Origin of the sequence: Pirellula sp. SH-Sr6A (assembly GCF_001610875.1) — a bacterium.
Classification (GTDB): domain Bacteria; phylum Planctomycetota; class Planctomycetia; order Pirellulales; family Pirellulaceae; genus JBKCUI01.
The window spans coordinates 5,317,609-5,339,635 of record NZ_CP011272.1 but is presented as its reverse complement, the minus strand read 5'-3'; the positions used below and the strand labels follow the sequence as shown (position 1 = coordinate 5,339,635).

Sequence of the window (22,027 nt, the reverse complement as noted above, 5' to 3'; positions counted from 1 at the left end):
GTTAGATTATGAACTTAATTTCGATGTTGGTTGCTGGTGATTGGGACATGCGAAATTACTTCGCATGCGCTTCGTGCCGCACCGATGATTTGCAGTGCTCGACGATCTTCTCGTGCAGTTCGCGGACGGTGAAGGGCTTACCCTTGACCTTGTTAAAGCCGACCGCATCGACCAGATATCGGCTGCGAATCAGCATGCGGAGCTGTCCCATGTTCAACTCAGGAATCAATACATTCTTGTAACGAGAAATGACCTCGCCCAGATTGCTGGGGAAAGGATTCATGTACCGGACGTGAGCCAACGCGACCGAGTGTCCTTCGGCCTGCGCCTGCTGAACGCCGGTTAAGCAAGTCCCATAGGTACCGCCCCAAGAAATGACAAGCAGGTCGCCACTTTGAGGCCCGATCACTTGTTGAGGCGGGAGCAACTTGGCTGCATTGGCTACCTTCTGTGCCCGGATATTAACCATCTTTTGGTGGTTGTCCGGATCGTAACTGATGTTCCCCGTCCCGTCTTCTTTTTCCAACCCACCGACGCGGTGCATGAGGCCGGGGGTTCCCGGAATCGCCCAGGGCCGCGCGAGAAGATCGTTCCGAGCATAGGGCTTAAACGGTCCATCGGGATTGTTGTTTTCCGCCGGATGATCGATCTTGATCGGCGAAAGCTTCGAAACATCGGGGACAGCCCATGGCTCGGCACCGTTTGCGATGTATCCATCGGAAAGAACGATCACCGGTAGCATGAGCTGCGTTGCGAGCATCCATGCCTCCTGCACAATTTCAAAACAGTCGGCCGGGCTGCGAGCTGCTAAGACCGGCAACGGCGCTTCCCCGTTTCGGCCAAACATGACTTGCAACAAATCCGCTTGCTCGGTCTTCGTCGGCAATCCCGTGCTCGGCCCCCCCCGCTGCACGTCGATGATCAACATGGGCAGCTCCAGCATCAATGCTAGCCCCATCGCCTCTGCCTTGAGAGCGATTCCCGGTCCGCTCGATGTCGTGACCGCCATCTGGCCGCCGTAGGCTGCACCGATGGCCGAACAGACGGCAGCGATTTCGTCTTCTGCCTGGAATGTGCATACACCGAAGTTCTTGAACTTTGCCAGTTCGTGAAGAATATCGCTAGCAGGTGTGATCGGGTACGTCCCGTAGAACATGTCCTTGCCCGAACGCTTTGCCGCCGTCATCAAGCCCCACGCGAGCGCTTGATTGCCCATGATGTTTCGATAGGTTCCGGGAGCGAGCTTTGCAGGCTCAATGCGATAGGAGTGACCGATCCCTTCGATGGTTTCGCCGAAAGCCCAACCGGATCGGAGCGCCTTCTCGTTCGCTTGAGCAATCACCGACTTGCCATCGCCGAACTTGCCGTGGATGAACCGGAGCGTCGCATCCATATTTCGACCATAGAGCCAATACACCAAGCCCATGGCGAAGAAGTTCTTGCAGCGGTCCGCTTCCTTGACCGTCAATCCGAATTCTGCCACCGCTTCTTTGGTAAGCCGGGTCATCGGCACCTTGATCAAGCGGTAATTTTCCATGGCGGGCTCTTCCAACGGATTCGTTTTGAGTTTCGCCAGCTTCAAGTCTTTGTCTTCGAAGCTATCTTCGTTGACAATCAGAAGTCCACCTTTGATCAAGTCCGCTAGATTCGTCACCAAGGCGGCTGGGTTCATCGCGACCAAGGCATCGAGCGAGTCCCCCGGCGTGTGCACTTCATGCGAAGCGAATTGCACTTGGAATCCAGAAACCCCTGCACGAGTCCCGCGCGGGGCACGGATTTCAGCAGGGAAGTCAGGGAACGTCGCAACGTCGTTTCCCAACAACGCCGAGGTGTTGGTCAACTGGGTTCCCAAGAGCTGCATCCCGTCCCCAGAGTCGCCCACCAACCGGACAGTCACGCCGCTTACAGAATGTACAGGCTTGCTCGAAATAGCTTCGGTAGTCATCAGAGGTCGCAAAAAAAATAGGAGCGCATTCGGTCCTGCGCAAAAGGTGTAAGTCCGCTCTCCGAGATAGAACGGGTCAGACGCAGGCCGCTGTTAACTGGCGACCTCAGGCAATCTGTAACGGTAGTATCGATAATTCCGACCCACCAGTTTCACATATTCTGGCAAATCCGATGGAGGTTGAGTACCTCAAAAACAACCCAAAGCCCCTATCCCTCTCAACTATCACCATCTCCACACCCGAAACCGTGGGAACCCGCCGATTCGACGCCGGGCCGTATCCCCGGGTTTCCACCACGCCATTGGCCTAGATCCGGCAGTGCTGCAGAATTCCTTCGGGCTGCGCGAGATACCCCGTGTAGAACTGCCCGAACTGTCCGAATCGAGCGCTGGCTTGGTCATACCGCATGGTGTAAACGATTTCCTTGAGAAACTGAGGGTTCCGGGCCCAAAGGGTCACCCCCCATTCCCAGTCATCCAAACCGACCGAGGCGGTTACGAGTTGGGTGACACGTCCCGCGAAGGCCATCCCGCTCTGCGCATGCTCGGCCATCATCTCCGATCGCACCGAGAACGGCTGCAAAAACCAGTTGGCTCCAACATGGCGCGATTTGTTCATCGGATAAAAGCACATCGCTGGCCAGTTGGGAAAATCGGGGGCCAGGCGCTGGGCAAACATCATAGGTAGCCGCTTCTCGTACGAAGCCACTTTGGCCAGAAAGGTAGGGGACGAGGGGTCTTCTCCTGTCCGAATCAGTTTTTGGGCATACTGCTCTTTATCCGGCAAGTATTCGCTGATTTCCGACATGGAGACGAACGAGTAGACAGGCTCGATCGCCGCCCCGAGCTTCGATGCCATGATGCGCTGATGCACCCCATCGACGGTGAAGGGATTCGGATCCATGGCAATAATGGCGAAATCCGCCTTGTGCCCCGAAACGATGAACGACTGCAGTCGCTCCGGTTTGGTCACGTCTCCCGCCTGAACCGCTTGGACAAAATCGGACCGCATGCAAGCAGTCACCGGTCCCAACGACTGGAGAACGGCTCGGTTCCAACGATAAAAGTAGTGCCCGCAATGAAGTCCTTGGACGGGAACGACCGATGGCTCAGGGAGGTTGGTAGGGGCTGCATGGGGATTCATGATGGAGGGCTTATTAGTTAAAGGGGTTGCGAGCTATCACGCGGTGAAAATGGAGTTGAACTTCCCGAGCACACACCCGGCGTACTCCCTCGACCAAACAGCGAGGCTCATTGTCGGCCTGACCGCGGGCGATGATCTCTTCCAACTTCGTGCCAGGCGGGACGGTGAACGCGGTCTGCTGAATGGTTTGATTCCCGGCATCCAACTCGGGAACGATGAAATGGCAGGTCGCTCCAAATGTGAGCATGCGGGCGGCAAAGGCGTCGTGGTAAGGTCGAAACCCTCGGAAGCTAGGTAGCAAACCATGGTGCAAGTTGATAATCCGGCCCCCTGCAAATTTCCAACAGGTATCGGGAGGAAGCACCCGCATGTAGCGAGCCAAGATCACATAATCAGCCTGATACCGATCGATGATCCGAACCATCTCTAAATCGTCCGCCACGCCATCATCATTGCCGATGAATTCGAACGGGATCCCGAACTCTCGAGCCAATGGCTCACACTTTCGGCGGTTTCCGATCAAGACAACAGGATTGGCTCGGATCACCCCGTCTCGAATGGCTTGTAAAACCGCCCGAGGCGATTGCTCCAAGAGCGTAACGCAAATCGCCAAGTTCGGGCGAGCAAGTCGCTCATCGGGACTCCAAACTCGAACTTCTAACTGCGTTTTCTCAGCGATTTCCTTCATGGACCGCTTGAGTGGCCCCCATTCCGTACTGGGGATTTGCAGTCGGCACATCATGGCGAAGACGGCCGCCTCGTCGTGATCGTACATCTGGATCTCCGCGATGTTGGCACCTCGGGTGGTGACATCGTGAATGATCGGATCTGCTAACCCAACATTGTCGGGACCTACGGCTGTTATGACGACTTCCATGATGGATAGCGTATCGACTGACTCCCCATTTGAAAACGGGAGCGGCAGGTTGTCCCCGATCTTGCTCCCCCCCTCTCCCGGTCCACTGCTATTGGCCTGGACTCCCCTTTTTGATATGGAAAACGTATGGATGCAACAGCCTCACCCTCCTCGTCGACCGAAAGACTGTTCGGCCTGTTCGAAACCAAACTGCACCTCCTATCGCAAATGCAGTCGATGGCCCTCGAGCAGGACGAACTCGTAGCCCAACATGACATGTCGGGACTGATGTCATTGCTTTCGCGCAAACAACAATTGATGGAGTCGCTCCAAGCGATCCAAAACGAGCTGCATCCCTTCCAACACGAAGATCCCGAGAAACGGGTTTGGCGCTCTCCCGCTCGCAGATTGGAATGCCAAAAAATTGTCAAACGCTGCGAAGACGTCGTCCAACAATTGATCTTGCTCGAGAACCGCAGCCTCGACCATATGAATTTGCAAAGAGAGGCGGTTCAATCGCAACTGCTCCAGAACGCCGCCGCGGATCAGATCCAACGCGCTTACGCTTCGACCCTCGACTCCGAGCACGATAACCCTTCCGAATTTATCCTGGAGGGTTGAACGATGTTTCCATCCTTGTTCGGAAACTCGGCGCTTCAAAGCTTGGAAAAGACGGTCGAATTCGCCGACCGGCGCCACGCGATCTTGGCCAGCAACATTGCGAACATGGATACGCCAGGCTACAAGACACGAGACCTCTCGGTCGATGACTTCCAAGACAGCCTCAAATCGCTCCATGAAAGCAAAAAGCGGATCGCCGAACAATCCCCCGGCCTCCGTCTCAGCGTCTTGGAGGGACAGGACGCGGACCCAGCCATGGCTGTGGAGCATGATCAAGCGGTACAGAATGTGTACGACTCGATGCGGCAAGTCGTCTACCACGATGGCAGCGACGATAGTGTAGAAATGCAAGTTGCACAGATGTCGAAAAACCAGTCGATGCACAATATCGCTATCGCGCTAATGCGTTCCCAATTCCAAAACCTCAAAATGGCTATCTCGGAAAGCGTGAACGTTTAACCGTTCTCGGATCCCTCCCCGCAAAATCGTCACATCCGTCCCATCTTCGCTGGTTTGAGCAGAGTTTAACGCTGTTTTATTTTGGTTCCCGTAGCATCGAACTACTCTGGAACCTATGAAAACCGCTCCCAATCATCTCTTTGCTGGAATTGTGTCGATCGCTTCGGTGGTTCTTTGCGTTCCACACGCGATGGCGGGACAACCCGTTGCACCTATTCACCGGAGCAAGTCGCCTGCCGTGGCTCCATCCGAGTTCGCGCAGCGGACCAAACCGACGACAGTGGACTGTACAACTCTTCCTTCGACCTACACGCACGATGAAAACGGCGCGAGACTGGATCAATACTCGCAAGGAATTCAGCCGGTCGTTGCGTTGAGACCGGACTACGTTCGAAGCGGATTCCGGCACACCCGTAGCACTCTGCAAGCTGGCTTCAGCAGTGACAACTACCATGTCGTCGAACAATGGGGAGGCGATGTGCGACCTTATGGCGAATGGCGCTATCCGAACCGACCTTTTGCGGTTCCCTATGGCATGTGGGGCCCCCAGCTCCCGCAAGTCGTCGGCGGATTGCCTTGGGGAGGTTTCGCCCCCCCACCTGGGTACCCATCCCCCAACCAACCCAACTCTCCCTTCGTTGGCGGAATGGGTGGCGGATTCGGCGTCGGGCCTTGGAATGCCCTGGGGCCAATGCAAGACGATTACTACCCGCAAGCGCCCACCTTGGAAGCGCCACCACCTCCGAACTATTCCCCCTTGGGAATCGGTCTCCCTTAATCCTCATGGAGCTCGGCAAGCAGCTTCCTTGTAGATCCGAAGGAAGAAGTTGCGCGCCAAGGCGCGAAGATCGCAAAGGGAAAGCCGAAGACAAAGAATAGTGGGTGGGCGTATGGGGACTCGGTATGGAGATTCGATAGATCTTCCAATTCGACCATTATCCATCCCATACCCCTCTCCCCTCTTCCTCGCGAGCTTGGCGCCTTGGCGCGCAACCTCTTCCCAAACCAGAGCACAGAAGTTGCGCGCCAAGGCGCAAAGATCGCAAAGGGAAAGCCGTGGACAGAGAATAGCGGGGGGGTCGTTTGGGGACTCGGTTGGGGGATTCCATAGAACTTCCAGTTCGCCCCTTATCCATTCCATGCCCCACTCCCCTCCTCCTCGCGAGCTCGGCGCCTTGGCGCGCAACCTCTTCTCAAATCAGAGCAAAGAAGTCGCGCGCCAAGGCGCGAAGATCGCAAAGGGAAAGCGGTGATGGTGATTTTGATGTTGAAAAAGGGACCTGATGGCGCGCGATGGTTCGCTGAGGTCTAATCGTTTTCCGTACCGTCATTTATCGCGTCTGCGACGACTTGAAAGAAACGAGCCCAGTACGTATTGTCAGTCGCTTGGAATCGTTTCCTCGCTTGGACAATGACGAGTTGCTGATCGGGATCAACGACCAGAATGCAGCCGGAAAAAGATCCGTGCCCGAACGCATTTTCGCTAAACAACAGCGATCCCTGACCCTTCGATTTTGGATCGGCATCTACCCTGCGGTGCCGAATACGGTGCAGCCCCAGTCCATGATCTCCTGCGACCGCCTCCTCACCCGATGGACTCGGAAGCATCTGAGCAAAGGTTTTCGGGTCTATAAACTGACGATCACCATAGCTTCCTTGGTTGGCGAGCCATTGCCCTAAGATGGCTAATTCCATGGCCGTGAATTCGCCATCGGAACTGGCGTTTCCCATGATCACGTTCTGCATTCCGAAAGGTGCAAAAAGATGATCGTAGTAAATCCTCGCAGCACACTTTCCTGTCTTGATTTCCATCGCCTTACCGACCAATTCAAAACCGAGTCCGCAATATTCATGCTTCTTACCTGGTTCGTTGACATCGATCCCATTGAGAACGATGTTTTCCAGATAAGGATTGAACATCCCTCCCCAATCACCATGCCCGCTCAATCCGCTTGTGTGATTGAGTAGCTGGCGAAATGTTGGAACCGAAGGTGCATGGGCAGGATAGTCCGGAAAGACTCGATCCAGCGTCCAATCTAGTTCGATCAAGCCTTGGTCCACAAATTGGCTGAACAGAATGGACGTGACTGTCTTCGTAATCGATGCTACCCAACAACGGTAATCCAAGCCGATGGGTAGGCCGTCAGGACCCGCCCCATAGGACGCATGCGTGATGATGACTCCGTTCTTGGCTACCAAGGTTACGAACGGTTCCTTTGTCGCCTTCACCCATTCCTCGCAAAACGAGTCGATACGTCGTTTAGCGTGAGCTGGAACCCCAGCCTCTTCGCAAGTTCCAGAGCGAATCACCGTGGACGGTACCGATTTTTGACGAGGCGGATTCAATCCGTGCAGCGGCAATTCGATTCCCATTCTCTGGAGCTTCAAATCCAAATGCCTCTGCGAGTTAACCGATGGGGTCCATTCATGAAATCGTTTGGGACGTCCCAAATCTTTCGTTTCGGCGATCCCTGCGACCAAGATCGCGCCTTGCTCGTGATCCATCAGCGACTTGATCAAAAGATCCTTCGAGCTGCGATCGAACTCCCGTTGATGTTCATGCCAGGACTCTGGAGCTTGAGGACCTGGAAAGTGGGGGAGCTCCACCGTTAGGTCAGGTACAAACGTTTGGGAGGCAGCGATATCATTTGGTATCGCGTAAAACGTGAAACCACGCCGCATGGGGGTTTGATTCGGAGCAGTCCCCTCCACTAACGCGATCCACCTCCCTCCTTGATCCGGAACCGTTGACTCTTGAAGGTTTGGGCCGAACCATCGCACAACGAAGCCCGGCGAGTACCCGAATTTGCGAGCCCCTTCGGCATCTCGCCAAATCAATTTGGGAGGGAGAGCAAGCGGAAAAATCCAAGCCCCTTGCCGCGCGGGAAAAAGCTCCAAAGATTGAAACTCTTTGCGCTCCGCACGCTTGGACTCGATCGAGGACAAGGAGTCTTGCGATCGAATCATGGGTTGCATGCAAGCAATCCAAGCGAGCCCCAATACGAACGAAACGAATCGCGAGTGCATCGTTGCACCAGGACTCCACGCACCAATCGGCCACGCACACGTTGAGATTTGCAGTGCGAAAATCCCAAATTTCAATCCCATTGGATACCTACATGGATCGGCCCGGCGGCGGGAGGGGGCGGGGTAGGGGGCTGATGGCGTTTTCCGCCCAATTTGCCTTGTGTGACCAGTTTGATCGGCAAGTTATTGAAGAAGTACGCATCATCGTTGTTCTTGCCAGGAAAACTCCATTTGGCCCAAGACGAGGCACTTCTACGCGTGATGATCAGTTCGTCCTTTGCACGGGTCAACGCGACATAAAGGACTCGCCGCTCCTCTTCGACTTCCTCGGGGTCACTCATCGATCGGACACTCGGGTACGAACCAGGAGAGACATCGACCACGTAGCAGACCGGGGATTCAGCTCCCTTCGCGGAGTGGATGGTGATCAAGGTAACTCGGTCGGTGGAGTCAACACCTTCTACTTCGGAGGTGTACACCGGATCGAGCATGTAGTCTTCGATAAAACTCAATATAGATGTGTGTCGCTCTGCAAGCTTCTCAACGAGCAAGAAATCTCGCTTTCGCTTGTCCCAATCTTGATTTTTGTACTTTTCCTCCAGCGAAGGCTCCAGGGATTCCACCGCCTTGGCAAAAGCTTGACTGGCTTGCAATTTGACTTGCTCCACCCTCGTAATCGCATCGAAGATCGCGGGTCCCAACCTCGTCTCGCGTTGAAGAGCCGAAACACACTCCTCGATTCTCGTTTGGCCGGCGATGGCGGTCACACAGCGACTTGCCGTTCGCTCGCCGATCCCAGGCCACAACGTCAAGAATCTTGCCCACGCCAAATCGTCCGTGGGATTGGCTACCAACCGCAACAGAGAGAGCACATCGCGGATGTGAGCCGACTCGAGCAATTTCAGCCCACCGATAAACGTGTAGGGAATATTGCGAGCTAAGAAGCTCGTTTCCAATGTTCTTCCCGCAAAACCGGTCCGAACGAGGATCATATGGTCTCGCCATTCGGCACCGGAGTCGTGCCGTTTGAGCAAGTCTTCCGAAATCCAGGTTGCTTCTTCCCATTCGTTTTCAAATCGCATCAATGCTGGTTTGTTTCCATCACCCCGCATCGAACGCAGGTTTTTGTCGTACCCGAGCGAGCTTTGTGCGAGCAACCAATTCGAAATATCCAGAATGGGCTGAGTGGACCGGTAATTCTCTTCAAGCTTCAACAGGATCGAGTTCGGCACCCTTTCGGTGAAGCTATGTACATTTTGGAAATCCGCTCCACGAAACCCATAAATCGATTGCGCATCGTCACCCACGCAAAACAAAATCGATTGATGGCTTAATGGTTCCAACAGAGACCACTGCAAAGGATTGGTGTCTTGCATTTCGTCGACCAATACGAACTCGAAGTGCTTCGAAAGCCAATCTCTCGTTTCCGGCGAGTTGCTCAATCGTTGCGCGACCACATCGAGAATGTCGTCGTAATCGAGATAGCGACGCTCACGTTTTTTCGCTTCGTACGATTTCATCACCTCGGCAATTACCGCCTTTTGTGACTCAAGCTCCGGCGCAACTTTTTGTAATGTCGCGCCGAGCGATTGCTTTGTATTCCGTGCGTACGAGTAGAAGTCGAGGATCTCTTTGGACTTTGGGAGATCTTTGTCTTTAATGTTACCTCGCGCCAATTTGAACATCTGCATCTGGTCTTCGCGATCGATGACCGAGAATCCTTGGCAGCCAAAGGCTTCCGGCGCCATCCGGATGACATTCATACACCAGCTATGGAATGTCGAGGCCTGCAGTCCTTTTGCGGTATCCCCCAGGTGTGATCGGACCCGATGGACCACTTCCGAAGCGGACCTGCGTGTGAAAGTCAAGATCTGGATGCGTTGGGGAGGAACCCCTTTGGAAATCAGATAGGCCGCCCGTGCTACGATCGTCTTGGTTTTCCCACATCCAGCCCCCGCGATGACCATGGCATGCTGCGAAGGAAGCGTCGCGGCTGCACGCTGGGACTCATTCAATTCCAGGAGCAAATCGTCGATCGTCATGGCTGCTTTGAGGGTATGAACTAGGTCGATTCGATAGCGCGCAACAAACTTTGACGCAGGGTGTAGAGCCGAGTCGGTTCGGTGATCTTACCCCCTCCCAGTTCCGTTACATAGAACACATCGACGACTTGGTCGAGGTGCGTACTGACCTTGGCCACCTGCAAATCCAGGTTGAGCTCATACAGCGTCTTGGAAATGTCGTAGAGCAATCCCGTTCGATCGTAGGCAAACACGTTGATAATTGTATGGCGATCGGATGTTCCGTTATCGAAACGGATCTGGGTTGGTTGCAATCGGGAAGAAGCCGCATCGGCGTCCGCCTGGGCTTTCCAAACGCGTCGAAACACCGGGGGTTTCGTATTCGCAGGATCGACCGCCTGCGTAATGTGTCGACAAACCTGCTCGATACGTTGCAAAGGAGGCGGCCCATCGAAATCGAGATCTTCGACCAAGAATCGGTCCCACGCAATCATCCCAGGTTGGGTGTGAATCTCAGCGGACAAAATACTCAATCCTTGGCTCGCCATGGCCCCTGCGATCCGATGGAATAATCCAATGGGCTCTTCCTGCCGAACAGCGATGACATATTCGATGGCGTCCCGTTCTGGCAAAAATGCTCCCCAAGCCTGCGTGGGATGCTCCGGCGTCAACTGCCGGAGCCGGCGAAGTTCCTCGATCAATTGCTTCGGTTTCAAGTTGAGCAAGTAGCCTGCAGGAACGTGCTCAATTTGCTCTGTCCACCATGGATCTGCCTGCTCACCCGTGGTTCGCAGTTGCGCTACTTCTTTGCGCATCCCGGTCACCAAATTCAAAAATCGCTGGTCCGAACTTTCGCTGCCGAACTGCGCTTCGGTCGCATCATACAACTGGAGGATGAGGTTCAATTTCCAATCGTTCAACGCCCCCGGCCCGACGGCGGCCAAGTCGGCACAAGAAAGAACCAGCAAATGTTGCAGTCGCTCCATCGACCCCACTTGCTTGGCGAACTGAACCGCTGGCGCCTTTTGCGATAGATCGAACCGAAATGCCGTGTGCGTCATCAACAAGTGCTGGTGAACCAAAAAGACCAACAGGTCTCGATCGGCATCGGACAGCTTTAAGAGCGATGCGGTTTCGTCCGCGATCACGCGCCCTACCTCGCTATGATCCTCGACAAAGCCCTTTCCTAAATCGTGCAGAAGAAGGGCAAGGTGAAGTATGCGTTTGTTCTGAAGCCCTCGGTAGACACGGCCTAAGACACTATCTTCGCGACCAAATTCGCATGCCGCCTCCACCGATCGGATGCAATGTGCATCGACCGTGTATTTGTGATACTCATTGAACTGCAGCAAACATCGAGCATGGCTCACAGCAGGAATGATTTGCTCGAGCACCCGCAATTCATGCAATCGTCGCAGCGCGTCCCCCAACCGACGCGGTTCTTTGATCAACTCAAGGAATCGATTGATGGCTTCCATCGAAGCCGACTTCTCCTGCCGGCGAAGCATCGCTTCGCGAATCGTCCGCCATGTGCGGTGATCAATCCGCCGATTGTACAGGTTCGAGAATTGCATCAATTCCAGAACACGTGCGGGGTCCGACTTGATGCGCTCCAGACCAGATCGCGTCGCCCAAATCTCCTTAAACCCAATTCGCATTCCTTTGCCGATCGGCCAGCCAAGAAACTTTGCGAGGGTCGCAACGACGCTGATTCGCGATCGCGTCACCCCGACAAAATTGGCGGAACTGTAACGAACTTCACTGGTGATCTCAAAAAAGTTCTGCATGAACTCTTCGACGGGAAGAACCCCATCGGAGCCTTGCATTCCCGACCACTTCGCCAGCTCCATCTGCTTGGGGCGATCCAGCGAATCGAGAGACCGACCCGCCATGAAATGGAGTTGGTTTCGCAACCTCAGCAAATACAGGTATCCATTCTGAATAGTCGTGTAGTCTTCTTTTGCGATGATCCCCATATCTGCCAACTGGGCAGGGTCTCGTTCCCCGTAGCAGACAAAGCCGATCCAGCGCACGATTTGGACGTCGCGCAAGCATCCCCGCGACCGCTTCACGTTGGGATGCAGGAGATAAATCGTTTCGCCGAACTTCTTCCTTTCCGCGAGCCGCTCGTTTTCGATCATGGTTGCCAAGCGACTGTTTCGCCACTTGCATCCGATCAACATCGAATGCTGGAACTGATCAAAGAGCGCTTGACTCCCCTCAACCCATCGCATTTCCACGAACGAGGTTAAGGCCGTGGCGTCGATCCACGCCAACGATCTGGCTTGAGAAGGTGTTCGGACCGCGAGCGATAGCTGCAACCCTGCGTCGACGATCATCTGCCCGATCGCACGTGCCAAAGGTGCGATCGCTGTTTCACTCCCCCGATAAAGGAGCATCAAGTCGATGTCGGAGTACGGAGCCAAATCGCGGCGACCATATCCCGCTAGCGCCACAAAAACGAACTTGCTCGCGTCAGGGGGGGTCGGCAGTTCGGAAAGCGCAACGCGAATCAGGCGACGAACAACTTCGTCGACATCATCGGTCCATGCCGAACAAACTTGAAATCCACTTCCGCCAGACTGATGAAGACCTTTAGCCTTTTCGCGCGCTTCGGAGAGAAACGCGCGGGCCGCAACAACTTGTGGATGGAGAGAGGACAATTGACAACACGGCATTGCCGTGCCAACTGGAACAAAATTGTCTCGAAAAGTGCAAACGGAAAGGTCTTACGAAAAGTTCGTACTAGCTTTTCTTACAGCGCGTCTTCGCCATTTTCGCCGGTTCGAATTCGGACTGCCGTCTGAAGCTCCGAAACGAAAATCTTTCCGTCACCGATTTGCCCAGTCTGAGCCGTCTTGACGATGGTGTCGATCACGGTCTGAAGATTCGCGTCCGAACAGACGACTTCAATCTTCACCTTGGGGACGAAGTCGACCGCGTACTCAGTTCCGCGATAGATTTCCGTGTGTCCTTTTTGGCGCCCGTAGCCTCGCACTTCACTGACGGTCATTCCATGGATGCCTTGTTCGGTTAGTGCATTCTTGACGTCTTCCAACTTGAAGTGTCGAACAACGGCCTCAATCTTTTTCATTCCAAATCTCCAGGAACCTTAGCAGTCAACGAACTGCGGGACCGCCTGTGCATTACCTAGCACATCCCACGCCCTTAGTGTAGCAGCGCCGATTCCATTACAACAAGAGATCGCTATCTTTGTTCCATGTTTTTGAAGAAGTTGGCAAACCTAATCGAATGCCAGGGGCAAAAGCGACTTCAATCGTTTCGCAACGTCCGCTTGAGGGAACAATATAAACGGCACTTCTCTCGAACGCCGGATCCTTTGCATTCGCTTTGCTTCCATCAAATCGTTTGATACTAGCCGGAGCCGTTGGACTTCAGGTTCGACCGCCGCTCGGATCCGTTCACGCAGTTCCGCCATCTCGCGATGCCACGCCATCTTGCTCCCTACCAGCCCGGAGAGGCGCTTCAACAAGACTCGGTGATTGCGAAGCAAGTCGACATGGTGTGGGTCCTGCGGATCGAGAAACGACTCGGGAGCCGAACGCATTCGGTGTAGAACTCTTTGATGATCCGCCCATCGTGACTCGGAATGCCCCGCACTGCAAATGCACGAATCCGTTGGCTCGGCGTACCCAGCGAGTGGGGCGTGATCGGCCAGGGGAGGAGGCTCGTTGATCCGAATCGGTAGATGAAGCGATGCGGAAGCTACCATCATCGGTAACCGCTCGACTCCCCAAACGCGATGCGCGATCTCGTCCGTCAAGGCGTCGTAGATCCCACCGCCGATGCCGTGCAAAAACAAATCGGCAATCACGTAACGGAGGTACAAAGTGGTCATCAATGCTCTCGGCCGGATGCAAACCCCCGCATCCATCATCGCCCGCCACGGCTCGGACCAAACCGATGCACCGAGGTCTACCTGGGTCGACCAAGCGGCATGGTCATGGGGTTCGTTGGCTAGAACAAACACGCGATCATCCCCTCGAATCCAGAGCTTCGATCGGGGAATCAAAAGAGATTTATGATAGACCCAAAAGGGGAGCTCGTTCCACTCCCCGTGCCGCTGCAAGGCAGGTACCGGCTGGACGGGATTGCGGATCGCACGCGCCTCGCGATACCCGAGACGTGCCTCGTTGTAGTGTTCGAGCAACCGGGATCCAGGCAACGCTAGCCTGCGAAAAAACTCGCCAAACGCATCCGTCCTACACAGACGGCTCATTGGGAGCTCTGCGTTGCGGACTCCAAAAGCTTTTTCCACGATTTGTCGAAACCCGGAAAACGCCTCACCAAGATGCGAGGAGGTCTCCAACGCTTCCATCCAGCGCTCGCGCAAATCACCAATCAAAGGCTGCACGCCAATCGTACGGCAGTCTTCGATCAGATCGTCGATCCATCGTTCCCAGTCGCCTCGCCGGCTCGCCCTGTATGTGGTGAGTTCCCAAGGCAACTCGGGCTCACCACTCCCCCGGATCGGAATCGGCCGCATCCGATGTAGCAGCCGACCGGAGTCCCAACAGGTCGTCCGCAGCGAAACGGGTTTGGCCAAATCATGGTCGATCGTGATATGGAGCGATAAGATCGCCTCATGGTCCCTGCCCATACGGGAAGCCATCGCATGGAGTAGAAAATTCTTGAACCAAACTCCGGGATGAAAGAGCTCGGGTTGATGCCCTCCGAGCAGCCAAATAATCCCCTCACCACCACGATTCGCATCAACGAACTGGGTCCCATTAACGAACCGGGACGCTTCGTCACCGGACGATAGCATGCCCGCCGCCTCGGATCTCGCAAGTCGCGAAAGGCTCGCGAGCCAATCAGGAAACTGTCCCCGGCGCATCCGCGCGGCGTCCACCAACTCGCGCACCTGAAGAGACGGCCAGATGAGGCTCGTATTATCCTCGCGAGGAACTTCCAAGCGAATGGGACTGGATCCCATCGCGTTTTCAACAAGCGTTTGATCTAACACTCGCCGCAACAATTGACCGGTGGAGTCGGCAACGAATACCCTTTCGCCTCCATGGCTCGAATGCTCTCCTCGATGACTTGGTTGTAGTACGCAAGTCGAACGGCTCCATCATCCAACGAACCACCAAAGGAACGTGTTTCGTCCAAATAAATCAGTGGAACGGGAACCTCGAGAATAGACAGTCCCACCATGGCAGCCTGCGTCCATAGCTCCAACGGCATCGCATATCCGTCGACCGTGATGTCGAGTTGCTTCAACGCGTCGACACGATATGCCTTGAATCCACAAAATGTGTCGGTGAGATTCCAATGGAACAGGTCGTTGATCTTCCGGGTGATCTGTTTGTTGATGAAAAGTCGCTGCGCGGGAGGAACGCTGTCACCGTCATATTGCTTGAGGTATCGAGACCCCGAAACAATATCGGCGTTTTTGCAAGCCGATACGAAGCGAGGAATTCGCATGGGTTGGTGCTGCCCGTCGCAATCCAACGTGACCAGTACATCGTAGCCTTCATCGATGGCGAATTGAAAGGCCGTGCGCAATGCCGCTCCGTAGCCCCTATTTTTCTCGTGGTGGATAACGGTAATGTCCGTCCGTCGGTCCAGAATCTCGCGAGTACCATCGGAAGAACCATCGTTGACGGCCAAGACGTTCGGGGCGTATTTCACCACTTCGTCGAGGACCCCATCTACATACCCCACTTCGTTGTAGACCGGTAACGCTGCTAACCATTCGCCAGTCATTTCGGTTTATCCATTCGCCAGAGCTGAACCTTCCAACAGAAACCGAGGATAACGCTATCGTCGTTGCAGTTGGGCATCAGGGCATTGTAGATGGCCTCCAAGCGGGGTCAACTTTTCGAGTCCGGCGTCCCAGGAGCTTCAACGGCTCTGCGTAACACGAACGACCGCTACAGACGCCATAAACGGCACATCTTCCCCCTAAAAGTCTTCGCAAACCGGAAAAACACTGCAGTTTTTCAGCTCAGAAAGTGGGGTGGGGTAAAGTCTCCTGGGCTGAAAAAGCTTGCGGATTGCTCCACTTACTCTAGTTTGCTCATCAGGTACAAGTCATGGCACGCGAAGAAAAGGCTGGTTCTCACATCGTCACTGTCGACCGTCGCTCCAAAGATCGCCGAACTGGCACTGCGGACGAACAGCAACTCAAAGCCATCATTGCCGAAGAGAAGAAAAAGACCAAGGTCCAGCGACGACGCCAAATCGACCCGACTACTTGCGAACGGGACTACTCCAACGACGAAGTCGAGTTCATGAAGGCTTTGGAGCAGTACAAACGAACCAGCGGCCGTATGTTCCCCACTTGCAGCGAAATCCTGGAAGTGATCCGCGCTTTGGGCTACTCCAAAACGACAACCACTCCATGCGAGACGGCTTCCCAAGCCGACGAAGCAATCGCGGTTTGATCCAAGCCGCGGTGGATTTGGATTCGCGACCTCCTACGCAACGAGACGGAGGAGGCTCGCAGCTAACCCAATAAGGCCGCCGAACACACCTCCCCAAACGACCAACCATCCGAGATGCTGTCGGATCATGTCCTGAACAATCTGTTTCACCATGGCTGGCGTAAGCTCGTCTAGCCTCTTCGAAACAATCTGTTGCACCTTGTCGAGGATATCGTCGGTCAAATCGGGCGTCTTGACTGACTTCTGCAAGGCCTCATGAAGCTTGGGTGAGACGATGAGTTTTCGCAACTCTTCTTCCATATTGGCTTGAAAGGGTGCCCGCATCCCTTCCAATGCTTTGGGCCCGCCGAACATGGCCAGCATCCCGCCGAGCGGAGATTTCATTACCGCGTCTTGCAATTTCGCAAACATCGCATCGAAATCGATCACTTCAAGGATCGGATTTGGGTCCAGCTCCCAATCCATGCTTTTTTGCTGCGATTGGAAGAACTGAGAAACATTCTCCCGATTGAAGAATTGCTGCATCACCATAGCCCGAATTCCGGATTTGAATTCCTCGAACCGATTGGGGATCACTCCGGAACCGTAGAAGCCCGGTACCTTCTCGAACAACATGTAGATCGCAATCCAATTCGTAATCGCCCCAGATGTCGCGTAAAGTCCGATGTCGCGAATCGGTCCCGCCAACGGATTCTCCGACGGAATGAGAAAACCTCCGACAGCCAAGCCGACGGAAATGAGATTGGTGAGAAGACTCTTATTGATCTGCATGCTTTATGCATCTTGCCATTGAGTGGAAGTGGGCCAAGTCAGATCATTGTTCTCAGGTCGGCCTTCGATGTAATACCAATTATGAATCGGTTTAAGAATCTCTTTGACCTTTCCAATCAAGTCCCAATCGACCGATTCTCCCATCCATCTCACCAACTGCTTGACCTCCTCACTGCGCGCACTGCCAACTAAACAGCTAGCAAAAGCGGGATTCTGAATGGAGTACTGCAATGCTAGCTTCTCGATCGAGGTCCCTTGGTCTTGGCAAAACTGCGCTGCTTGGGCAGCCACATTCCTGACCTCTGGCGTCGCTTTGTGCCAAGGCGGCAATGGCATATGAGTCAGGAGTCGCGCAGAAAACGGCGCTGCATTGATCAATCCCACACCGTGTTTTTCTGCGAGTGGGATCAAACGCGTCGCCATGTCATTCTGGAGTGTGTAGTGATTGTAAGTGATCACGCAATCGACCAACCCCGAAGGAATGACCCGCTCAAAATTGCGCATCGGATAACCACTTACCCCAACACACCGCACTTTTCCTTTGGCTCTCTGCAACGCAAGGGCGGGTAACGTTTCTTCGATGACTTGGTTGACATCCCCATACTCGATGTCGTGGCAAAAGACGATATCTAGATAATCCAATCGCATGCGTTCCAACGACACATCGACGCTCTCTGCAACACGTTTGGCGGAAAAGTCAAAGTGATTGGGGGCGTAGCGTCCAAGCTTCGTGCTGATCACCAAGGACTCGCGAGGATACTCGTGCAAGATTTGCCCGAGCAGTATTTCACTCATTCCTCGCCCGTAATAGGCCGCCGTATCGATGAAACTGAGACCAAGCTCGATGGCTGTTCGTACAGCGTCCAACGATGCAGTCCAATCTCGCTGACCAAACTCGGCACCAATCGAGGAGGCTCCAAATCCGAGGATCGGTAGATAGTAATCGGTCTGCCCTAATTTACGTGTTTGCATCCGCGTGAGTTCCCGTCGAACGTGAATAGATTGATTAGAGATTGGCTTTGATTTCTTTCAGACGTTTGGCGTCTTCTGATTTCTTGTAGTAATCATCCAAAGGATAGCAACCGGATGGGAGACCGTTGCGAGGCGCTGTGGTGCAATCGGAAAATGTCCGGCAAACCAATTTCCGCTCACTGGTTCCTCGCTCGACCGCATCCACCATTTGTTTGGGATACGATAATACCATCCGCCCCATCCCGACGAAGTCAACGTTTCCGTGCGCTACCTGATGCTGCGCGACGTTGGGGAGAAACTCCTGCAAGTAGGAATAACCAGAACCCACAACAAGCAACTTCGGGTGTGCTTTCTTTAATTGGGCTGCAGCCTGCAAGTGTTTGGCCACCGAAATCAAGGGATCTTCGTGGGGCTGATAACCATCCGAGGGGGGGTACGCCGCGGGACGCAATAGATGGGGCGTGTAATAGGGGCTTCCCGCCGAAAGATTGATCATCGAAACACCGAGCTCTTGCAAATCGCCGAGCAATCGATGCGTCTCAGTCAGATCCATTTCAAGCGGTCGATCCGGATTCAATCCGAATCCAAACGTGTAAGGGAGCAAGTGCTCATGGGGCATCGGCATTCCCTGCCCCTGTTTACCCGGTTCTGCCGTCTTTGGATTAGGTTGAAAGGGAACCGTATCGTAAGCGCTCAATCGGACCCCGATTCCCAACTCCGGTGCAGCGGCTTGTACTGCACGAACAATCGAAAACAACAACCGCGTCCTCCCTTCGTAATCGCCGCCGAAGGGTCCCGGTCGCGAGCGAGCGCCCAGAAACTCATGCAGGAGGTAGCCATGGCAAGACTTGATATCGACGAAGTCCGCGCCGGCTTGCTTCGCCAGTCTCGCCGCATCGGCATAGTTTCCGATCAATTCACCCAACTGTTCATCGGTCCAAACCATCTCATCGCTGGTAACGTTGAACTTGGGATCGAGCAAAGGATGCCGGTAGGCGACACGAGGCTCCCATCTCTTTTTATCGTTGGGGCGACAGAATCGCCCCGAATGGGTGAGCTGGAAACCGATAATCAAATCATCCGTGCGCCCGTAGTGAGCTTGATGCGACTGGATCAACCTTTCGCGCAAGGCGCTGATTCCCCCCGCGTTTTCTTCCGACAGAATCAATTGATTGGGATTGGCGCGGCCGTCGGGGCGAACCGCCATCGCTTCCCCTCCCCAAATGAGCTTGGCACCACTTTCACCAAAGCGTTCCCAACGCCTGAGCATCGGGGGAGTAACGCCTCCAGCCGTGGTCCCGTCCCAACCCTCCATCGGCTGGATCGCAATCCGATTTCCGATTGTCCTGCCATTCCATGCGATCGGCTGATGGAGAGGCGATTGCGAGGAGGGGGCCAACTCCTCATCGATTCCAATGGTGATTCCCAACGATCGAGTATGGGCTCGAAAGCCAGCAACCCCGTCGAGCGATGTGAGTTTGGTCAGTTTGGTGAGCGTCATAAGGAAATGAATTCACGTCGGGAAAAGAAGAGGGAAAGTTAACGTATTTGCCAGCGATTCGAGAATTCTCTTGACACAAGAGCTCGATTTTGAGATCCCTCTGCAGGTTCGGTAAGAGGCAATCCGTTCATCGATCGGGCCGATCCTTGTCAAAGCGGCATACACTTATGAAAAACACTGCGTTCTGGATTGTACTATTGTCTGCATCTACTGTTGGATGCTCGACGATGAAACAGTCCGATACCTCGCGAACTGGGCTAGAGCAGCTTCTCATCAGCAACGCAGTGGACCGATCCCTCGACAAAGTAGATTTTCGACCGATCGCCGGTGCGAAGGTGCACCTCAAAACAGAACTGCTGGACTGCGTCGACAAGAACTACATCATTCTAGCCGCGAAATCACGATTGCTCGCTTCGCAGTGCACGCTGGCCGACAAAGCCGAAGATGCCGACGTCGTGGTCGAACTCGCATCGGGAGGTGTTGGTACCGATCGGACCGAAACCGTCGTAGGAACCCCCGAAATCCCTCTGGGAGTGATGGGGAGGATTCCCAAAATCAACTTTTACGAGCGGAACAAGGCGATGGGGACGGCAAAGCTTTCTGTTGTCGCAACCGACGTGAAGACCAAGCAGCCGGTCATCAATACAGGATTTGCCTTAGCTCGGAGCGATCACCAACATTGGTCCATGATGGGCGCTGGCCCTGTCCTATCCGGCAGTGTCGCCGAACAGATCAAAGCCAACACCAGTCAGTCGGATGGGTTTATGATTCCGACCCCTCCGCCCACGGCGAGAACCGCACAACGGTAAATCCCGCACCGACTACTCGTTCATAACTTCTGCTTCGCGAGCCTTGGCCAAGTCGCCGACGGAGTTCTCGTATTTCTTCGTGAGCTCTTGGATATCTTCCTTGGCCTTATCGCGATCGTCTTCGCTGATCAATTTTTCCTTTTCCTCGGTCTCCACCGCCTTGTTCGCATCGCGTCGGACGTTGCGAATCGAGACTTTGGATTCTTCCGATAGATCCTTGATCCGCGCGACGAGCTTCTTGCGCACGTCGGTGCTAAGAGGCGGAATATTGATTCGGATGATTCGTCCGTCGTTCTGCGGATTGAGGCCCAGCTCGCTGGCGACAATCGCCTTTTCGATGTCCTTGATCGTGCTCGGATCAAAGGGTCGGATCACCAATTGTTGCGGTTCTGGGGCACCGACACTCGCCAACTGCTTGAGCGGCGTGGCGGATCCATACACAGTGACTTTGACCGAGTCGAGCAAACCGGGGGTAGCTCGTCCGGTTCGGATCCCAGCCAAGTTGTTTTTGAGAACACCGAGCGCCTTCTCCATGCGTTCTTCGGCGTCCAACATGATGTCTTCAACACTCATTTCGATAACTCCAGTTTCGATTGGGGATGACAGATTCAGGTAGTGAAATCAAGTTGCAGCGAAATCAAGTTGCGTTGACCAAGATGCGTTCGCCGCTCGCGCTGCGGGGGCTAATACGCGTCCCGACCTTTTGACCGCTGACGGCCTTCACAATGTTTCCATCTTTCTTGAAGTTGAAAACAAGGATCGGAAGCTTATGGGTTCGGCATTGCGCGATGGCGGTCGAATCCATGACTTTCAAATTCTTCTCGATGACTACATCGTAATCCAATTCACGATAGAGAATCGCATGGGGATTCTTTTCGGGATCATCGCTGTATACGCCATCGACCCGCGTCGCTTTCAGTACGATGTCGGCATCGAGCTCAAGTCCGCGGTTGGCAGCGCACGTATCGGTTGTGACGAAAGGTGCTCCCGTTCCAGCAGCCAAGATCACGATCCGTCCCTTCTCCAGATGACGGATCGCGCGTCGACGAATGAAAGGCTCTGCGACACCATCCATTTTGATGGCGGACATGACCCGCGTCGCGCAGCCGATATTCTCCAAGGCATCTTGCATGGCGAGCGCATTGATGACCGTAGCCAGCATACCCATGTAGTGGGCGGTCGCCTCTTGGATCATCTCCCCGCTCGTCCCTTTGAACTGCGCGCCGCGGAGGATATTGCCTCCTCCGACAACGACTGCGATCTGACACCCGAGCGCATGGGCCGCTTTGATCTGCTTCGCGATAGCCGTTACCTCATCCATGCTGATGCCTCGTTCCCCAGAATGGGCAAGGCTTTCGCCGCTGAGCTTGAGGATCACGCGACGGTAGACGGGAGGGTTTTTCTCAAGGGTTTCGGATTGCATGGTCACCAAACTAAAGTTCGAAAACGATTTCGCAAACGCGTATGATAACTAGAATTTGCTGTTCTAAC

Annotated in this window: 19 protein-coding genes; 5 read left to right on the top strand and 14 right to left on the bottom strand. The window is 54.4% G+C overall.

Going from position 1 to position 22,027, the window contains the following annotated elements; genetic code table 11:
- Positions 1 to 55: 55 nt before the first annotated feature.
- The 3 genes from VN12_RS20795 to VN12_RS20785 form a co-directional block, all read right to left on the bottom strand.
- Entirely contained in the window at positions 56 to 1,945 is a 1,890-nt protein-coding gene (locus VN12_RS20795; protein ID WP_146678600.1) for a 2-oxoacid:acceptor oxidoreductase subunit alpha, read from the bottom strand.
- A gap of 307 nt (positions 1,946 to 2,252) precedes the next feature.
- Positions 2,253 to 3,089, bottom strand: coding sequence for a hydrogen peroxide-dependent heme synthase (gene hemQ / locus VN12_RS20790; protein WP_146678599.1), 837 nt, complete (start codon positions 3,087 to 3,089; stop codon positions 2,253 to 2,255).
- Between the two features lie 13 nt (positions 3,090 to 3,102).
- Positions 3,103 to 3,966, bottom strand: a complete 864-nt coding sequence (locus VN12_RS20785) for a formyltransferase family protein (protein ID WP_146678598.1) — start codon at positions 3,964 to 3,966, stop codon at positions 3,103 to 3,105.
- Between the two features lie 126 nt (positions 3,967 to 4,092).
- On the opposite strand from VN12_RS20785, the gene VN12_RS20780 reads away from it, so the two are divergent.
- From VN12_RS20780 to VN12_RS20770, 3 genes are all read left to right on the top strand, one after another.
- Positions 4,093 to 4,566 (top strand): hypothetical protein, encoded by a 474-nt coding sequence (locus VN12_RS20780; RefSeq protein WP_146678597.1) that lies wholly within the window; start codon positions 4,093 to 4,095, stop codon positions 4,564 to 4,566.
- 3 nt (positions 4,567 to 4,569) lie between these two features.
- Complete coding sequence (locus VN12_RS20775) at positions 4,570 to 5,025, top strand: flagellar basal body rod protein FlgB (protein ID WP_146678596.1); 456 nt, start codon at positions 4,570 to 4,572, stop codon at positions 5,023 to 5,025.
- A gap of 115 nt (positions 5,026 to 5,140) precedes the next feature.
- Positions 5,141 to 5,803 carry a hypothetical protein gene (locus VN12_RS20770; RefSeq protein WP_146678595.1) on the top strand — a complete coding sequence of 221 codons (663 nt, stop codon included), beginning with the start codon at positions 5,141 to 5,143 and terminating at the stop codon, positions 5,801 to 5,803.
- A 530-nt stretch (positions 5,804 to 6,333) separates the two neighbouring features.
- On the opposite strand, the gene VN12_RS20765 is transcribed toward VN12_RS20770, so the two are convergent.
- From VN12_RS20765 to VN12_RS20740, 6 genes are all read right to left on the bottom strand, one after another.
- A complete protein-coding gene (locus tag VN12_RS20765; protein ID WP_168164538.1) occupies positions 6,334 to 8,052 on the bottom strand; it encodes a serine hydrolase domain-containing protein in 1,719 nt (572 codons plus the stop codon).
- A 71-nt stretch (positions 8,053 to 8,123) separates the two neighbouring features.
- Positions 8,124 to 10,094: an ATP-dependent helicase gene (locus tag VN12_RS20760; protein WP_146678593.1), complete on the bottom strand. Its 1,971-nt coding sequence runs from the start codon at positions 10,092 to 10,094 to the stop codon at positions 8,124 to 8,126.
- A 20-nt stretch (positions 10,095 to 10,114) separates the two neighbouring features.
- Positions 10,115 to 12,751 (bottom strand): HD domain-containing protein, encoded by a 2,637-nt coding sequence (locus VN12_RS20755; protein ID WP_146678592.1) that lies wholly within the window; start codon positions 12,749 to 12,751, stop codon positions 10,115 to 10,117.
- Positions 12,752 to 12,828: 77 nt separating this feature from the next.
- Positions 12,829 to 13,167 carry a P-II family nitrogen regulator gene (locus VN12_RS20750; RefSeq protein ID WP_146678591.1) on the bottom strand — a complete coding sequence of 113 codons (339 nt, stop codon included), beginning with the start codon at positions 13,165 to 13,167 and terminating at the stop codon, positions 12,829 to 12,831.
- 150 nt (positions 13,168 to 13,317) lie between these two features.
- Positions 13,318 to 15,030 carry a hypothetical protein gene (locus VN12_RS20745; RefSeq protein WP_146678590.1) on the bottom strand — a complete coding sequence of 571 codons (1,713 nt, stop codon included), beginning with the start codon at positions 15,028 to 15,030 and terminating at the stop codon, positions 13,318 to 13,320.
- Between the two features lie 23 nt (positions 15,031 to 15,053).
- A complete protein-coding gene (locus VN12_RS20740; RefSeq protein ID WP_146678589.1) occupies positions 15,054 to 15,803 on the bottom strand; it encodes a glycosyltransferase family 2 protein in 750 nt (249 codons plus the stop codon).
- Between the two features lie 329 nt (positions 15,804 to 16,132).
- On the opposite strand from VN12_RS20740, the gene VN12_RS20735 reads away from it, so the two are divergent.
- A complete protein-coding gene (locus VN12_RS20735; protein ID WP_146678588.1) occupies positions 16,133 to 16,483 on the top strand; it encodes a hypothetical protein in 351 nt (116 codons plus the stop codon).
- A 33-nt stretch (positions 16,484 to 16,516) separates the two neighbouring features.
- Here VN12_RS20735 and VN12_RS20730 read toward each other — a convergent pair whose 3' ends face one another.
- From VN12_RS20730 to VN12_RS20720, 3 genes are read right to left on the bottom strand one after another with little or no spacing between them, the layout of a single operon-like run.
- Positions 16,517 to 17,254: a hypothetical protein gene (locus tag VN12_RS20730; protein ID WP_205855106.1), complete on the bottom strand. Its 738-nt coding sequence runs from the start codon at positions 17,252 to 17,254 to the stop codon at positions 16,517 to 16,519.
- 3 nt (positions 17,255 to 17,257) lie between these two features.
- A complete protein-coding gene (locus VN12_RS20725) occupies positions 17,258 to 18,226 on the bottom strand; it encodes an aldo/keto reductase (protein WP_146678587.1) in 969 nt (322 codons plus the stop codon).
- 34 nt (positions 18,227 to 18,260) lie between these two features.
- Positions 18,261 to 19,727, bottom strand: coding sequence for an NADH:flavin oxidoreductase (locus VN12_RS20720; RefSeq protein WP_146678586.1), 1,467 nt, complete (start codon positions 19,725 to 19,727; stop codon positions 18,261 to 18,263).
- Positions 19,728 to 19,894: 167 nt separating this feature from the next.
- Between VN12_RS20720 and VN12_RS20715 the strand changes: the two genes are divergently transcribed.
- Complete coding sequence (locus VN12_RS20715; protein ID WP_315850174.1) at positions 19,895 to 20,536, top strand: DUF6655 family protein; 642 nt, start codon at positions 19,895 to 19,897, stop codon at positions 20,534 to 20,536.
- Positions 20,537 to 20,548: 12 nt separating this feature from the next.
- On the opposite strand, the gene frr is transcribed toward VN12_RS20715, so the two are convergent.
- Positions 20,549 to 21,109 (bottom strand): ribosome recycling factor, encoded by a 561-nt coding sequence (frr, locus tag VN12_RS20710; protein WP_146678584.1) that lies wholly within the window; start codon positions 21,107 to 21,109, stop codon positions 20,549 to 20,551.
- Positions 21,110 to 21,173: 64 nt separating this feature from the next.
- Complete coding sequence (gene pyrH / locus VN12_RS20705; protein ID WP_146678583.1) at positions 21,174 to 21,959, bottom strand: UMP kinase; 786 nt, start codon at positions 21,957 to 21,959, stop codon at positions 21,174 to 21,176.
- Between the last annotated feature and the right edge of the window lie 68 nt (positions 21,960 to 22,027).

Excerpts from the sequence above, each read along its gene's own strand:
- VN12_RS20715 (WP_315850174.1), top strand. The coding sequence starts at position 19,895 with ATGAAAAACACTGCGTTCTGGATTGTACTATTGTCTGCATCTACTGTT.
- VN12_RS20740 (WP_146678589.1), bottom strand. The coding sequence starts at position 15,803 with ATGACTGGCGAATGGTTAGCAGCGTTACCGGTCTACAACGAAGTGGGG.
- VN12_RS20765 (WP_168164538.1), bottom strand. The coding sequence starts at position 8,052 with ATGCACTCGCGATTCGTTTCGTTCGTATTGGGGCTCGCTTGGATTGCT.
- hemQ (WP_146678599.1), bottom strand. The coding sequence starts at position 3,089 with ATGAATCCCCATGCAGCCCCTACCAACCTCCCTGAGCCATCGGTCGTT.
- VN12_RS20750 (WP_146678591.1), bottom strand. The coding sequence starts at position 13,167 with ATGAAAAAGATTGAGGCCGTTGTTCGACACTTCAAGTTGGAAGACGTC.
- VN12_RS20725 (WP_146678587.1), bottom strand. The coding sequence starts at position 18,226 with ATGCAAACACGTAAATTAGGGCAGACCGATTACTATCTACCGATCCTC.
- pyrH (WP_146678583.1), bottom strand. The coding sequence starts at position 21,959 with ATGCAATCCGAAACCCTTGAGAAAAACCCTCCCGTCTACCGTCGCGTG.
- VN12_RS20735 (WP_146678588.1), top strand. The coding sequence starts at position 16,133 with ATGGCACGCGAAGAAAAGGCTGGTTCTCACATCGTCACTGTCGACCGT.
- VN12_RS20755 (WP_146678592.1), bottom strand. The coding sequence starts at position 12,751 with ATGCCGTGTTGTCAATTGTCCTCTCTCCATCCACAAGTTGTTGCGGCC.
- VN12_RS20770 (WP_146678595.1), top strand. The coding sequence starts at position 5,141 with ATGAAAACCGCTCCCAATCATCTCTTTGCTGGAATTGTGTCGATCGCT.
- VN12_RS20760 (WP_146678593.1), bottom strand. The coding sequence starts at position 10,094 with ATGACGATCGACGATTTGCTCCTGGAATTGAATGAGTCCCAGCGTGCA.
- VN12_RS20720 (WP_146678586.1), bottom strand. The coding sequence starts at position 19,727 with ATGACGCTCACCAAACTGACCAAACTCACATCGCTCGACGGGGTTGCT.
- VN12_RS20785 (WP_146678598.1), bottom strand. The coding sequence starts at position 3,966 with ATGGAAGTCGTCATAACAGCCGTAGGTCCCGACAATGTTGGGTTAGCA.
- VN12_RS20730 (WP_205855106.1), bottom strand. The coding sequence starts at position 17,254 with ATGCAGATCAATAAGAGTCTTCTCACCAATCTCATTTCCGTCGGCTTG.
- frr (WP_146678584.1), bottom strand. The coding sequence starts at position 21,109 with ATGAGTGTTGAAGACATCATGTTGGACGCCGAAGAACGCATGGAGAAG.
- VN12_RS20780 (WP_146678597.1), top strand. The coding sequence starts at position 4,093 with ATGGATGCAACAGCCTCACCCTCCTCGTCGACCGAAAGACTGTTCGGC.
- VN12_RS20795 (WP_146678600.1), bottom strand. The coding sequence starts at position 1,945 with ATGACTACCGAAGCTATTTCGAGCAAGCCTGTACATTCTGTAAGCGGC.
- VN12_RS20775 (WP_146678596.1), top strand. The coding sequence starts at position 4,570 with ATGTTTCCATCCTTGTTCGGAAACTCGGCGCTTCAAAGCTTGGAAAAG.
- VN12_RS20745 (WP_146678590.1), bottom strand. The coding sequence starts at position 15,030 with ATGGGATCCAGTCCCATTCGCTTGGAAGTTCCTCGCGAGGATAATACG.